Origin of the sequence: Synechococcus sp. W55.1 (assembly GCF_047461655.1) — a bacterium.
Lineage (GTDB): Bacteria > Cyanobacteriota > Cyanobacteriia > Thermostichales > Thermostichaceae > Thermostichus.
Genome location: NZ_JANSHN010000020.1, coordinates 1 through 12,246, shown reverse-complemented (window position 1 = coordinate 12,246; position 12,246 = coordinate 1). Strand labels below are relative to the sequence as shown.

12 protein-coding genes and 1 tRNA gene are annotated in these 12,246 nt (G+C 60.7%); 9 read left to right on the top strand and 4 right to left on the bottom strand.

Annotation, left to right across the window (positions count from 1 at the left end):
• Nucleotides 1-236: 236 nt before the first annotated feature.
• The 5 genes from NW816_RS10360 (at nt 237) to gatA (ending at nt 3,493) form a co-directional block, all read left to right on the top strand.
• A complete protein-coding gene (locus NW816_RS10360; RefSeq protein WP_414409101.1) occupies nt 237-926 on the top strand; it encodes a Uma2 family endonuclease in 690 nt (229 codons plus the stop codon).
• Nucleotides 917-989, top strand: a tRNA-Ala gene (locus tag NW816_RS10355). Before NW816_RS10360 ends, NW816_RS10355 begins: the two co-directional genes overlap by 10 nt.
• A 76-nt stretch (nt 990-1,065) precedes the next feature.
• Complete coding sequence (locus NW816_RS10350; RefSeq protein ID WP_011430268.1) at nt 1,066-1,404, top strand: hypothetical protein; 339 nt, start codon at nt 1,066-1,068, stop codon at nt 1,402-1,404.
• 108 nt (nt 1,405-1,512) lie between these two features.
• Nucleotides 1,513-1,809 carry a hypothetical protein gene (locus tag NW816_RS10345; RefSeq protein WP_414342514.1) on the top strand — a complete coding sequence of 99 codons (297 nt, stop codon included), beginning with the start codon at nt 1,513-1,515 and terminating at the stop codon, nt 1,807-1,809.
• Nucleotides 1,810-1,975: 166 nt separating this feature from the next.
• The gene (gatA, locus tag NW816_RS10340) at nt 1,976-3,493 is read left to right on the top strand and encodes an Asp-tRNA(Asn)/Glu-tRNA(Gln) amidotransferase subunit GatA (RefSeq protein WP_414409100.1); all 1,518 of its coding nucleotides are present in this window, start codon (nt 1,976-1,978) and stop codon (nt 3,491-3,493) included.
• A 17-nt stretch (nt 3,494-3,510) separates the two neighbouring features.
• Here gatA and psb28 read toward each other — a convergent pair whose 3' ends face one another.
• From psb28 to gyrA, 4 genes are all read right to left on the bottom strand, one after another.
• Nucleotides 3,511-3,825: a photosystem II reaction center protein Psb28 gene (gene psb28, locus NW816_RS10335; protein ID WP_011433213.1), complete on the bottom strand. Its 315-nt coding sequence runs from the start codon at nt 3,823-3,825 to the stop codon at nt 3,511-3,513.
• 31 nt (nt 3,826-3,856) lie between these two features.
• Entirely contained in the window at nt 3,857-5,056 is a 1,200-nt protein-coding gene (locus NW816_RS10330; protein WP_414409099.1) for a glycerate kinase, read from the bottom strand.
• Nucleotides 5,057-5,094: 38 nt separating this feature from the next.
• Nucleotides 5,095-5,466, bottom strand: a complete 372-nt coding sequence (locus NW816_RS10325) for a DUF760 domain-containing protein (protein ID WP_011433215.1) — start codon at nt 5,464-5,466, stop codon at nt 5,095-5,097.
• 186 nt (nt 5,467-5,652) lie between these two features.
• A complete protein-coding gene (gene gyrA, locus NW816_RS10320; protein ID WP_414409098.1) occupies nt 5,653-8,181 on the bottom strand; it encodes a DNA gyrase subunit A in 2,529 nt (842 codons plus the stop codon).
• Between the two features lie 419 nt (nt 8,182-8,600).
• Between gyrA and NW816_RS10315 the strand changes: the two genes are divergently transcribed.
• The 4 genes from NW816_RS10315 (at nt 8,601) to NW816_RS10300 (ending at nt 12,018) form a co-directional block, all read left to right on the top strand.
• Entirely contained in the window at nt 8,601-9,020 is a 420-nt protein-coding gene (locus NW816_RS10315) for an ion channel (RefSeq protein ID WP_414409129.1), read from the top strand.
• Nucleotides 8,915-9,268, top strand: a complete 354-nt coding sequence (locus tag NW816_RS10310) for a hypothetical protein (RefSeq protein ID WP_414409097.1) — start codon at nt 8,915-8,917, stop codon at nt 9,266-9,268. The genes NW816_RS10315 and NW816_RS10310 overlap by 106 nt, the downstream gene beginning before the upstream one ends.
• Before the next feature lie 134 nt (nt 9,269-9,402).
• Entirely contained in the window at nt 9,403-11,109 is a 1,707-nt protein-coding gene (locus NW816_RS10305) for a SulP family inorganic anion transporter (RefSeq protein WP_414409096.1), read from the top strand.
• Nucleotides 11,110-11,178: 69 nt separating this feature from the next.
• Nucleotides 11,179-12,018: a DUF6671 family protein gene (locus NW816_RS10300; RefSeq protein ID WP_414409095.1), complete on the top strand. Its 840-nt coding sequence runs from the start codon at nt 11,179-11,181 to the stop codon at nt 12,016-12,018.
• The last annotated feature ends 228 nt before the right edge of the window (nt 12,019-12,246 follow it).

Sequence of the window (12,246 nt, the reverse complement as noted above, 5' to 3'; positions counted from 1 at the left end):
CAGGCGATGCTGGCCCAGTTTTTTCGCGAGTCAATGGATCGGTTTGATGAGCGCACCCGGGCTATTGAACGGCGCACAGAAGCACTGGAACGGCGCACCGACCAGATGGCGGAAGAGATGAGGGAGATCCGGCAGGAGATTCGGGATCTGCGCCGCGATTTTTTGGAACGGCGTTGACTGCCAACAGACCGAGCGCTCACAGCCCTGCTCCCAGAGGAAGAGAGGGGTTGTGCGAGATGACAAGGCTAGTATGGCAGCAAAGAGACTTTTGGCCGAGACGGTTTATGGCTTTGGCAATGGGATCCGTTTCTGCACCATCAAGAGCTCGCCTGAGTTTGGCGGAATACCTTGCTTATTCGGATGGCAGTGATACCCGCTATGAGCTGGTGGCAGGGGAGTTGGTGCCTGTGGCCCTTCCGACTGGGCGGCATGTGCAGATTCAAAAGTTTCTCAGCTGGGTTTTTGAGGCAGAGATTGCGCGGCAGAAGTTGCCCTGGACGGTGATACAGGGAGGTCTGGGGATCCAGTCGCCGCGGGGCAGCCACCGGTGGGATACGGTGCGGATCCCGGATGTGGTGGTGCTGCCTTTGGAGCAGTGGCAGGAGATGGGATCCCGGGAGGCGTTGATCCGCCTGGAGGATCCGCCGCCGCTACTGGTGGTGGAGGTAGTCAGTGAGTCCAGCCGGGCAGCAGACTATCGGGCCAAGCGGGCGGAATACTGCGTTTTGGGAATTGGCGAGTATTGGATTGTCGATCCGCTGGAAGAAAAAGTAAGCCTGCTGCTGCTCCACGAAGGCTGGTACGATGTGCTGGAGCTGCAAGGATCCGAGCGGCTGCCCTCGAAGGTTTTTGTGGGGCTGGAGTTACAGGCGGGGGAGATCTTGGCTGCGGATTCGGGTTATTCTGGTAGAGCCGCGGGGAGTTAGCTCAGTTGGTAGAGCGCTGCGATCGCACCGCAGAGGTCAGGGATTCGAGTTCCCTACTCTCCATCGCCCTCACCCCTGGCCCCTCTCCCAGCAGGAGAGGGGTGGTAGGATTTCCTTATTCCGTAGTGCTTCAGTAACCATGACACCTGAGCAAGAGCAGTGGCTGATTCAAGCCATCCAAGAGTTGCAAGCCTCCCAAAGAGAGCTGCAAGCCTCCCAAAAAGAATTGCAAGCTGCCCAGCAGGAGCTGCGTCTTGTCCAGCAAAACCAGCAGGTTTTGATTCAAGAGCTGCGGGAGGGACAGGCGATGCTGGCACAGTTTTTCCGCGAGGCACTGGATCGCTTTGACGAGCGCACCCGAGCCATTGAACGCCGCACAGAAGCCCTGGAACGGCGCACTGACGAGATGGCCCGAGAGATGCGGGAGATGCGGCAAGAGATTCGGGATCTGCGCCGCGACTTTTTGGAACGGCGGTAGCTTGGGCCCAAGCGCTCTGCGTTGCTAATGTAACCATCCCCGGATCCTTACTCCCAGGGGGAGATCTAGGGTGGTAGGATTTCCTTGTTCTGTAGCGCCTTGGTAACCATGACACCTGAGCAAGAGCAGTGGCTGATTCGGGCCGTCCAGGAGTTGCAAGCTGCCCAGCAGAACCAGCAGGTTTTGATCCAAGAGCTGCGGGAAGGGCAGGCGATGCTGGCGCAGTTTTTCCGCGAGGCGCTGGATCGCTTTGACGAGCGCACCCGAGCCATTGAACGGCGCACGGAAGCTGTGGAGCGCCGCACCGAAGCTTTGGAACGGCGCACTGACGAGATGGCCCAAGAGATGCGGGAGATGCGGCAAGAGATTCGGGATCTGCGCCGCGACTTTTTGGAACGGCGGTAACTTGGGCCCAAGCGCTCTGCATTGCCGACGCCCTCACCCCCAGCCCCTCTCTCTCAGGGAGAGGGGAAATTGGCGGGATTTTGGGTAGGAAGGGATCCCACCTAGATTAATCTAGAGGAACTTTGTCTGGCCTCACTGGCATTTGCCCTTCCCCACGAGTTTGCCTATGTCTGTCATCCGTGCCCTCCACAGGCAGTTGGTAACCAAAGAGCGCTCTGCCGAAGAGATCGCCCGCGAGTACCTGGAGCGCCTGGCCCAACTGGAGCCGCAGCTTAAAAGCTTTATTACTGTAACTGAAGAACTGGCTCTGCAACAGGCCAAGGCGGTGGACGCCCGCATTCGGGCCGGGGAAGAGATTGGCCCTTTGGCCGGGATCCCGTTAGCTGTCAAAGACAACCTCTGTACCCAAGGGATCCGCACCACCTGTGCCTCCCGGATGCTGGAGGGGTTCATTCCCCCCTACGAGTCAACAGTGACGGCGCGGCTGGCGGCTGCGGGCATGGTGACGGTGGGCAAGACCAACCTAGACGAGTTTGCCATGGGCAGCTCCACGGAAAACTCCGCCTTTCAGCGCACCGCCAATCCCTGGGATCTGACGCGGGTGCCAGGGGGATCCTCTGGGGGATCGGCGGCGGCGGTGGCTGCCGACCAAGCGGTGGTGGCCCTGGGCTCAGATACGGGGGGATCCATCCGCCAACCGGCAGCTTTTTGTGGGGTGGTGGGCCTCAAGCCCACCTACGGGCTGGTGTCTCGCTACGGGCTGGTGGCCTTTGCTTCGTCTTTGGATCAGGTGGGGCCGTTTGGGCGCACGGTGGAGGATGTGGCCTTGCTGCTGCAGGGGATCGCCGGCCATGACCCGATGGACTCCACCAGCCTGAAGGTGGATATCCCGGACTATAGCCAGGCTCTGATCCCGGACATCAAGGGGTTCAAAATCGGGGTGATCCGCGACTTGCTGGGGGAAGGATGCGGCGAGGAGACCCGCGCTGCCGTGCAAGCGGCCATTCAACATCTGCAGGAGCTGGGGGCGGAGATCCTGGAGATCGACTGCCCCAGTTTTCGCTATGGCCTGGCCACCTATTACATCATTGCCCCTTCGGAAGCCTCTGCCAATTTGGCCCGCTACGACGGGGTGAAATACGGCCTGCGGGAACCTGCCGACTCGCTGCTGGCCATGTATGGCAAGACCCGCGCCCACGGCTTTGGGCCAGAAGTCAAGCGGCGCATCATGATCGGCACCTATGCCCTCTCTTCGGGGTACTACGACGCCTACTACCTCAAGGCTCAGAAGGTGCGCACCCTCATCAAGCAGGACTTCCTCAAGGCTTTCGAGAAGGTGGATGTGCTGGTCAGCCCCACCACCCCCACCCCAGCCTTCAAGCTCGGCGAGCGGGAGGATCCCCTCAGCATGTACCTCTGCGACCTGATGACGATCCCGGTGAACTTGGCGGGATTGCCGGGATTGAGCCTGCCCTGCGGGTTTGCCGATGGGCTGCCCATTGGCCTGCAAATTGTGGGCAATGCCCTACAGGAGAGCAAGGTGCTGCGGGTGGCCTATGCCTATGAGCAAAGCACCGACTGGCACAAACAGCGCCCCCCGTTGGAAAAGCCCAAGGAATCCGCTCCTGCCCAGCCCAAAGCCAAGAGCAAGTCCGGCAAAGGCAGCAAAAAATCCAAAAGCTGAGGCGGGAAGGGCGGCAACTAGGCCATGCCCATCTGGTTGGCCGCTGAAAAGCGTTCCATAAAGCGCAGGAAGCGATCCCACTCTGCCTCGGTTTCCATGTCGTAGGTCACTTCCAGGGCTTTGAATTCCCCGTTCAGGAACTTGGCCCTGATGTTGCGGGTGGTCAGCTCCCCTTCCTCATCGATCATCCGCATGCCGAGGATGTTTTGCGTATCGGATTTTAGATCCTCGAAGCGGAAAATCGCGGATCCCCGGTTGCCGGTCTTGGATTTCAGCACTCGCACCTGGGTGGGCACCTCTTGGATGCCGGGGGAGAACTCGATACTGGCCATGATGTCCTACGAAACACGATGATTTAAGCCATTATAACCGGCCAGTCCCCGCATCCTGCTCCAGAAAATCTCTCAGCTCCTGGGCCGTCATCTGCTCCAGGTGATGGCCGGCCTGCCGTTGGGCTTCTGCCACATCGGGGATCCGGTCGCACAGGGCGCCAACCCGAAGGGGAAGAGGCTGGGCTGCCAACCCAGCGCGCGCTGCCGGAGTCACCTGGCCACAGAGGATGAGCAGGGGTTTTTGGGCTTGGATAGCCTGCTCCAGCACGGCCCCCACCACCTTTCCCATCGTGCTTTGTTCGTCGAGGCAGCCCTCTCCGGTGACGACCAGATGGCAGCGGCGGATGCGCTCCGGCAGGGCCAATTGCTGGGCCAGCAAGCGGATCCCGGACTCCAGAGTGGCCCCCAAAAAAGCCACCAACCCTGCTCCCGCTCCCCCTGCGGCTCCGGCCCCTGGGATCCCGGCCACTGCCCGGCCCAGGTCTCGCTCCACCACCGTTGCCCAATGGGCCAAGGCTTGCTCCAACTGCTGCACTTGCGGGGGGGTAGCCCCTTTCTGGGGCGCAAAGACGGCGGCGGCTCCCCACGGGCCGGTGAGGGGATTCTGCACATCGCAGAGGCCGCGGACCCGTTTCCCCTGCCAAACAGGCTGTTCGGGGGGCTCGATGCGCGCCAGCCGGGCCAGCTCCGCCCCACCCCAGCCGATGGGATCCCCAGCTCCATCCAACAGGCGATAGCCTAAGGCCTGCGCCATGCCCGCCCCTCCATCCACGGTGGCGGATCCCCCCAGACCTATCCAGATCTCGGCAATAGGCTCTCGGCAGACGGCCCGCAACAGCTCTCCCAGGCCATAAGTGGTGGTGCGGGTGGGATCCCGCCGCTCCGGTGGCACCAAGGTCAGGCCGGCCACCTGGGCCAGCTCCAACAGGGCCAGCTCTCCTGCCACCCCGTACTCCGCCCAGACGGGATCCCCCAGGGGGCCGGTGACCCACAGACCCTTTTTCTCTCCCCCCAGCGTCGGCAGCAATACCTCTAGGGTGCCCTCTCCCCCATCGGCCAAGGGGAGCCGCTCCACCTCGGCCTCCGGCAGCACCTGTTGGATCCCGCGGGCCATGCTCTCTGCCGCCGCCGTGGCTGTTAGGGATCCCTTAAAACTATCCGGGCAAACCAAAATCCGCCGCGGTGGGCTGCTGAACTGGGATCCCTTTGCCTGGAAACCCGCATCCAGCATGGAACCTCCTCGGCGGCGCTAAAAGGTGGATTGCAAGCCTAGCCCTCCTCCTCTGCTGGCGAAGGCTGATCCGCGCTGGCAGGCTGGGAGGCACTGCCCAAAGATTGCTCCAGGGCTAGGCGCTGCTCCATGACCCGCAGGAAATAGCCGCCCATCATCGCGCCGGAGAGCATTTTGGCCAAGCTCTCGCGGTTGGTGATGATCTGAACCCCGAATTGATCGGAGGGCAAGCTCCCCACCAAGCTGCGGATGTTGTGGCCCAAGATCTCCAGCACTTCCGGGGAAGAATTGCGGGCAATATCCTGAAAGACGCTGGGATCCTGAGATTGCAGGTATTGCCAGAGCCGGTTGTCGGGGCTCGGAGTTTGCACTGCCTCAAAACCAGGGATGAAGTTCAACGGGCTCGCCATGGAGTAACCAAGCTCCACAAACACAGCAGATGCCATCCCAACCGGGCCGCTCGGCCTGATCCCACAGGCCTTTGCCGTTCCCGGAATTTGGGCTATGTCAAAGCTAACACCCCATCCTCACCCTCTCCGGTACGGGATCCCACCCTTCTGCGGCGGCAAATGCCGTACCTAAGTAACGGCCGGGGATCAAGCGCTGGCTTCTGAGGTCTCCTCCTCGGCAACCAAGGCAGCGGGTACCACTGTAACTCCCACAATGCTGTCTTCCGGATCCAGGCGCTGCACCAGCACCCCGGTCGCCTCGCGGGACTGGGTGGGAATGGCCTTGGCCAACTGGCGCATGACAATGCCCCTGGCGGTTACCAACAGGATCTCGTCTTCGGCATTGACGATGCGCAGGGCCGCCAGCTCGTCCGACGCCTGGCGGAACTTGGTGGCGATCACCCCCTTGCCGCCGCGGTTTTGCTGGCGGAAATTGTCGATGGCCGAGCGCTTGCCCCGCCCTTCTTTGGTGATCACCAGCACCCAAGGGTTAGCCAGCTTCTCCCCCTCTCGCTCGGCAGCCATCACCGATTCGGCAGAGATAATATCCATGCTGACGATGTCATCGCCGGCGTTGAGGGTAATGGCCCGCACGCCCCGGGTGGCCCGTCCCAGAGGGCGCAGTTGCTCGTCATCCGCCGGGAAGCGAATGGACATGCCTTGGCGGGTCGCCATCACCACATCATCGCTGGAGCGGGCGCGGCGCACCCAGCGCAGTTCGTCGTTTTCTTCCAGAGAGATGGCAATCAGGCCGTTGGAGCGTACATTGGCAAAGGCGCTGAGGGCCGTTTTTTTGATGTAGCCCCCGCGGGTCAGCATCACCAGATATTCGTCGTCGCTGAACTGGCTCACCGGCACCATGGACGTAACCCGCTCTTCCCGGGTGATCGGCAGCAACTGAACGATGGCGCTGCCGCGGGCGGCGCGGCTCCCCTGGGGGATCTGGTGGGCGGGCAGGGTATAGACTACGCCCCGATTGGTGAAAAAGAGGATGGTGTCGTGGCTGCGACAGGCAAAAAACTGTTCGATGGCATCGTCTTCTTTGATGCGGGCGCCGGCTTTGCCGCGGGTGGCTCGCCCCTGCACCTGGAACTCCTCAAGGCCCATGCGCTTGATGTAGCCCTGCTCGGTTAGAAAGATAACCGTCTCCCGATTTTCGATCAGATCATCCGTTCCCAGCTCCCCATCCTCCAAACAGAGGCGGGAACGGCGCGGGCTGGCAAAGCGGGCTTTGAGCTGCTGCAGCTCTTCGCTGATGATCTGCATCACCCGTTCTCGGCGGGCCAGAATATCCCGCAGGTCGGCAATTTGCCTCACCAAGTCTTCGTGCTCGGCCTGGATTTTTTCCGCTTCCAGGGCGGTGAGGCGGCGCAGCTGCATCTGCAGGATCCCGTCGGCTTGGGCTTCACTCAGGCCCAACACCGCCTGCAATTCCTCTCGGGCTGTGGCGGTATCGGCGGCTCCCCGAATGAGGGCAATCACCCGATCCAACTGCCCCAAAGCCAAGAGATAGCCCTGCAGCAGGTGATCCCGCTCTTCGGCTTTTTGCAGCTCGTAGCGGGTGCGCCGCTCGATCACCTCTTCCCGAAAATCCAGAAAAGCCTGCAGCGCGTCCCGCAGGGTCAGGGTGCGCGGCTCGCCGTTGAGGATGGCCAGCATGTTGACCCCGAAGTTGGCCTGCAGGGGGGTTTGCTTGTAGAGGTTGTTGAGCACCACCTGCGGCTGGGCATCCCGCTTTAGCTCGATCACCACCCGCATGCCGCTGCGGTCGCTCTCGTCGCGGATGTCGGCAATGCCTTCCAGTTTTTTCTCGTTGACCAGCTCGGCGATCTTCTCAATCATGGCTGCCTTGTTGGTCTGGTAGGGCAGTTCGGTGATAATGATGGCGTCCCGAACCGGTCGGCCCCGCTGCTCGATCGTCTCCACCCTGGCCACCCCCCGCAGGGTGATGGAGCCGCGCCCGGTGGTGTAGGCTTCGCGGATGCCCTCCTGGCCCATGATCAGCGCCCCGGTGGGGAAGTCGGGGGCCGGGATCCACTGCATCAACTCCAGGCTGGTCAGGTTGGGGTTGTGGATGAGGGCGATCAGGCCGTCCACCAATTCGCCCAAGTTGTGGGGCGGGATGTTGGTGGCCATGCCCACGGCGATGCCGGAAGAGCCGTTTAAGAGCAATTGCGGGATCCGCGCCGGCAGCACCAGCGGCTCTTGCTGGGATCCGTCGTAGTTGCCGACAAAATCGACAGTGTTGGCGTCAATATCTTGGAGCAGGGCTTCTTGGGCAAAGGCAGTCAGCCGACACTCGGTATAGCGCATGGCTGCCGGCGGGTCGTTGTCTACAGAGCCGAAGTTGCCGTGCCCATCCACCAGGCGCTCCCGCATGGAGAAATCCTGGGCCATGCGCACCAGCGCATCATAGACGGCCTGATCCCCGTGGGGATGGTATTTCCCAATTACATCCCCCACGACGCGGGCACACTTGCGAAAGGGGCGATCCGCCGTCAGGCCCAACTCGTGCATAGCGTAGAGAATGCGGCGGTGCACCGGCTTCAGGCCATCCCGCGCATCTGGCAAAGCCCTCCCGACGATCACGCTCATGGCGTATTCCAGGTAGGACTGCGACATCTCCCGCTGCAGGTCGGTGGAGATGATGCGCGCCGTCGATTCGTTGTCGCTCATGGGGTTGGGTTATCGTTGAGGGATCCCAGTCGGCCTTGGCGCAGTGGGTTCATGGAAGTTTATCGAGAAGCCAACCTTGGCCGTGGCAGACTGAAGGTGATTGAATTGAGCAGAAAGCTTTTGTATTCCCAGTCTACCATTCGCCCTTTGTGAAGGCCGGCTGACTTCCAGCAGGAGATGCCCAGTGGTTCATCAGCAGCCCCAATCTGCAGCTTCTCAGGGATCCCGTCCCATCCGCATGGGACAACCGGGTGGCCATCGCCCTTTGGTGCGTCGTGGGATCCCTTCCCAGAGGTTGCGGGATCTGTATCACCTGTTGTTGACCCTCTCCTGGCCAGGTTTTTTGGGGGTGTTGGCTGGGGGGTATATCTTGGCCAATGTCGGCTTTGCATTGCTCTATTTGATTCGGTACCAACAACATTGCCAATGCCCGTTCAGGCCACTTTGGGGATGCGTTTTTCTTCAGCGTGCAGACAATGGCCAGCATCGGGTACGGGGCTATGTATCCCCTCAGCCTTTACGCCAATCTCCTAGTTACCCTAGAAGCCATGTTGGGGGTGGCGGGCACGGCAGTGGCGACAGGTTTGGTCTTTGCTCGTATTTCTCGGCCCACCGCTCGGGTCATGTTTAGCCGGGTCTCCGTTATTCGGGTTCAAGATGGCTACCCCACCCTGATGTTTCGGGCTGCTAACCAACGCTTTAACCAGATTGTCGAGGCTCAGATTGCCTTACCTTGGCCTGCAACCAAATCTCAGCAGAAGGGGAGTGGATGCGGCGGCTTTATGATCTGCGACTGGTACGCTCCACGTCTCCCATTTTTGCCATCACCTGGACGGTGATGCACCGGATTGAGCCGGATAGCCCTCTCTACGGCCTCACGGATCAGGATTTACAGATGGGCCAAGCGGAGCTGATCGTCACCTTGACCGGCATCGACGATACCTTTTCCCAAACCATCTATGCTCGCCACTCCTACTTGGCCGATGAGATTCTCTGGGGCCACCGATTTGCCGATATTCTCCACCTGGACAGCAACGGGCATCGCTATGTGGATTACTCCCACTTTCACACCACTCTGCCAGCTTGAGCCCCATGCCTCACTCTGAGTGGGATCCAGATAGGGATCCCTGAGGGAAATCATAGAAGAAAACCTATCATCTAGCGTGATCTCTATAGTAACGTTCAATGATAGGCTGCCCATAGCGTGGAGGGCTTTGGGGCATGCTGAGCCAAGCGAAAGAACAACAGTCCGGCAACAGGAGATTTCTGGGTTGGCACCGACGTCTGAGCCTAGACAACTGGCGCGGGGATCTCTTCGGCGGGCTGACGACAGCGATTGTTTCCTTGCCGATGGCCTTGGCCTTTGGGGTGGCTTCGGGGGCAGGGCCGGTGGCGGGCTTGTACGGAGCAGTATGCGTGGGCTTTTTTGCGGCTCTGTTTGGGGGTACGCCCACGCTCATCTCCGAACCCACCGGGCCGATGACTGTGATGATGACGGCGGTGGTTGCTAATGTTACAGCTCGTTACCCGGAGCAGGGGCTGGGGCCGGCCTTCACCGTGGTGATGCTGGGGGGCTTATTTCAGGTGTTGTTTGGATCCCTGAAACTGGGTAAATACATCACCCTCATGCCCTACAGCGTTATCTCCGGCTTTATGTCCGGGATCGGCTGGATCATGATTTTGCTGCAGATCCCGCCGCTGCTGGGCCACGCCAGCCAGGGGGGAGTGATTGGGGCGGTGCAGAACCTGCCGACCTACTTGCTCAACCTCAAGATGCCAGAGCTGGGGCTGGGGCTGCTGACGCTTGCCATCCTTTTTGGCTATCCCAAGCCCTGGCGACGGGTGGTGCCGCCGCAGTTGGTGGCTTTGCTCGTGGGCACGCTGGCGGCCAGCTTGTTCATGGCCGATTGGGATTTGCGGCGCATTGGCCCTATCCCCACCGGTTTGCCGCAGTTGCAGTGGCCGCAGTTGCCCTTTGCTTCCCTGGCCAACTTGGTGCTGGATGGGGTGGTGCTGGGGATGCTGGGCTGCATCGACACCCTCTTAACGGCAGTCATTGCTGATAACCTCACCCGCACCCGCCACGACTCCGACCAAGAGCTGATCGGGCAGGGGATCGCCAATATTGTCTCTGGCTTCCTGGGGGGCTTACCGGGAGCCGGCGCCACCATGGGCACAGTGGTGAACATCCAGTCGGGCGGACGTACCCCTCTAGCCGGCATTACCCGAGCGTTAATCCTGCTGATGGTGGTGCTGTTTGCCGCTCCCCTCACGCAAGGGATCCCAATGGCGGTGCTGGCAGGGATCGCCTTTAAGGTGGGGGTGGATATCCTCGACTGGAGCTTCCTCAAGCGGGCCCACCGCCTTTCCCTCAAAGGGGCAGCCATCATGTACGGAGTGATGTTCATGACGGTGTTTGTGGATCTCATCGCTGCAGTGGGAGTGGGAGTGTTTGTGGCCAACTTGCTCACCATTCAACGCCTCAGCGAGATCCACTCCGAAGAGGTGAAAGCCATTACCGATGCCGATGATGCGGTGGATCTCACTCCCCGTGAGAGGGAATTGCTGCGCCAGGGACGCGGCCAGGTGTTGCTGTTTTACCTGAGCGGGCCGATGATCTTCGGGGTTTCCCAAGCCATTTCCCGCCAACATCAGGCGGTGGCCTCCTGCCAAGCCTTGGTGCTGGATTTGTCGGATGTGCCGATGCTGGGCGTTTCCGCAACGCTATCCCTGGAAAATGCCATCCGCGAGGCCCTGGATCGGGGCAAACAGGTGTGGATTGTTGGGGCCAAGGGCCGGATCCGGCAGCGCCTAGAAAGCCTGCATCTGCCACTGTCCCCAGAGCGGTTTGTGGACAGCCGTGAGGTGGCTTTGGCCGAGGCTGTTGCCCAGTTGGGCTTGCCGCTCGAGGCCAGTCCCCTGGTTTGAGTAACCCCAATTGGCCTGAGCCACAAAGCTGCGGGATCCGTTTGCCAGATCTAGGTTAAGTCTGAGTCTATGCAATGGAAGGGTCGGGTCGCCTACTTGGCAACCCTGCATCGCAAAGAACAGGTCATCGGCCCTCTCTTGGCCGAACATTTGGGGATTCAAGTCCAAGTAGTAGCTTTCGACACCGACCAACTGGGCACCTTCTCGCGGGAGCGGCCCCGACCGGGGGATCCCATCCACACTCTGCGCCTGAAGATTGCAAGGGCTTTGCAGGATCATCCTGAAGCTCTGGGCTTGGCCAGCGAGGGGTCCTTTGGCCCCCACCCCCAGATCCCTTGGATCCCTTGGAATCAGGAGTGGGTCATGCTCAGGGTTTTTGAACCCGGCGCGGAGCCCTTGGAGCTGGTCGGCTATGCAGAGAGCACCCAAACCAATTTCAGCCATCGCTGGGTGCAGAGCTGGGCAGAAGCGCTGGACTTTGCCCAAAGGGCGGGTTTTCCCCAGCACGCCCTGATCGCCCTCGACCAGCCAGAAAAGCCCCAGGTTATCCACAAAGGAATCCAAGACGAAGCAACCCTGAAGCAGGTGGTGGGGGAGCTGCTGGCTCGGCAGGGTGGCCTGCATCTGGAAACCGACATGCGGGCCATGTGCAACCCAACCCGGCTCCAAGTCATCGCAGCCGCCACCCAAAACCTAATCGCCAAAGCCCAAAGCCTGTGCCCGGCCTGCGGCACTCCTGGCTACTGGCAGATCCGCTCGGTCTCTGGACTGCCCTGCGGCCAATGTGGCGCCCCCACCCCCGTGGCCAAGGCTTGGGTATATGGCTGTGCTCGCTGTTCCCACACCCACACCGAGCCTGTGGCAGAGCCCTGGGCGGATCCCGCTCAGTGTGCTTTCTGTAATCCCTAGCCTTGTCTTGAGCCCGACCTCAGGCTCTCCAGAGCCGGCATTGTCATCCCCGCAGAAGAGTTGTAGTCGTTTCAGGTTAGGGTGAGACACCTGGGCTATAGAGAAAAAGCCCTTCGCTGTATGCACTCAACGTTTCAGACGTGGGTGCAGTGTCCTAGGTCGTGTTGATCTTATGTTAGGATAGAGAGAATAATTTATAGAGGAAAGAGGATGAAGTTGGTTTTTTTA

Coding starts and splice junctions, on each gene's coding strand:
- NW816_RS10360 (WP_414409101.1), top strand. CDS start 237: ATGACAAGGCTAGTATGGCAGCAAAGAGACTTTTGGCCGAGACGGTTT.
- NW816_RS10350 (WP_011430268.1), top strand. CDS start 1,066: ATGACACCTGAGCAAGAGCAGTGGCTGATTCAAGCCATCCAAGAGTTG.
- NW816_RS10345 (WP_414342514.1), top strand. CDS start 1,513: ATGACACCTGAGCAAGAGCAGTGGCTGATTCGGGCCGTCCAGGAGTTG.
- gatA (WP_414409100.1), top strand. CDS start 1,976: ATGTCTGTCATCCGTGCCCTCCACAGGCAGTTGGTAACCAAAGAGCGC.
- psb28 (WP_011433213.1), bottom strand. CDS start 3,825: ATGGCCAGTATCGAGTTCTCCCCCGGCATCCAAGAGGTGCCCACCCAG.
- NW816_RS10330 (WP_414409099.1), bottom strand. CDS start 5,056: ATGCTGGATGCGGGTTTCCAGGCAAAGGGATCCCAGTTCAGCAGCCCA.
- NW816_RS10325 (WP_011433215.1), bottom strand. CDS start 5,466: ATGGCGAGCCCGTTGAACTTCATCCCTGGTTTTGAGGCAGTGCAAACT.
- gyrA (WP_414409098.1), bottom strand. CDS start 8,181: ATGAGCGACAACGAATCGACGGCGCGCATCATCTCCACCGACCTGCAG.
- NW816_RS10305 (WP_414409096.1), top strand. CDS start 9,403: ATGCTGAGCCAAGCGAAAGAACAACAGTCCGGCAACAGGAGATTTCTG.
- NW816_RS10300 (WP_414409095.1), top strand. CDS start 11,179: ATGCAATGGAAGGGTCGGGTCGCCTACTTGGCAACCCTGCATCGCAAA.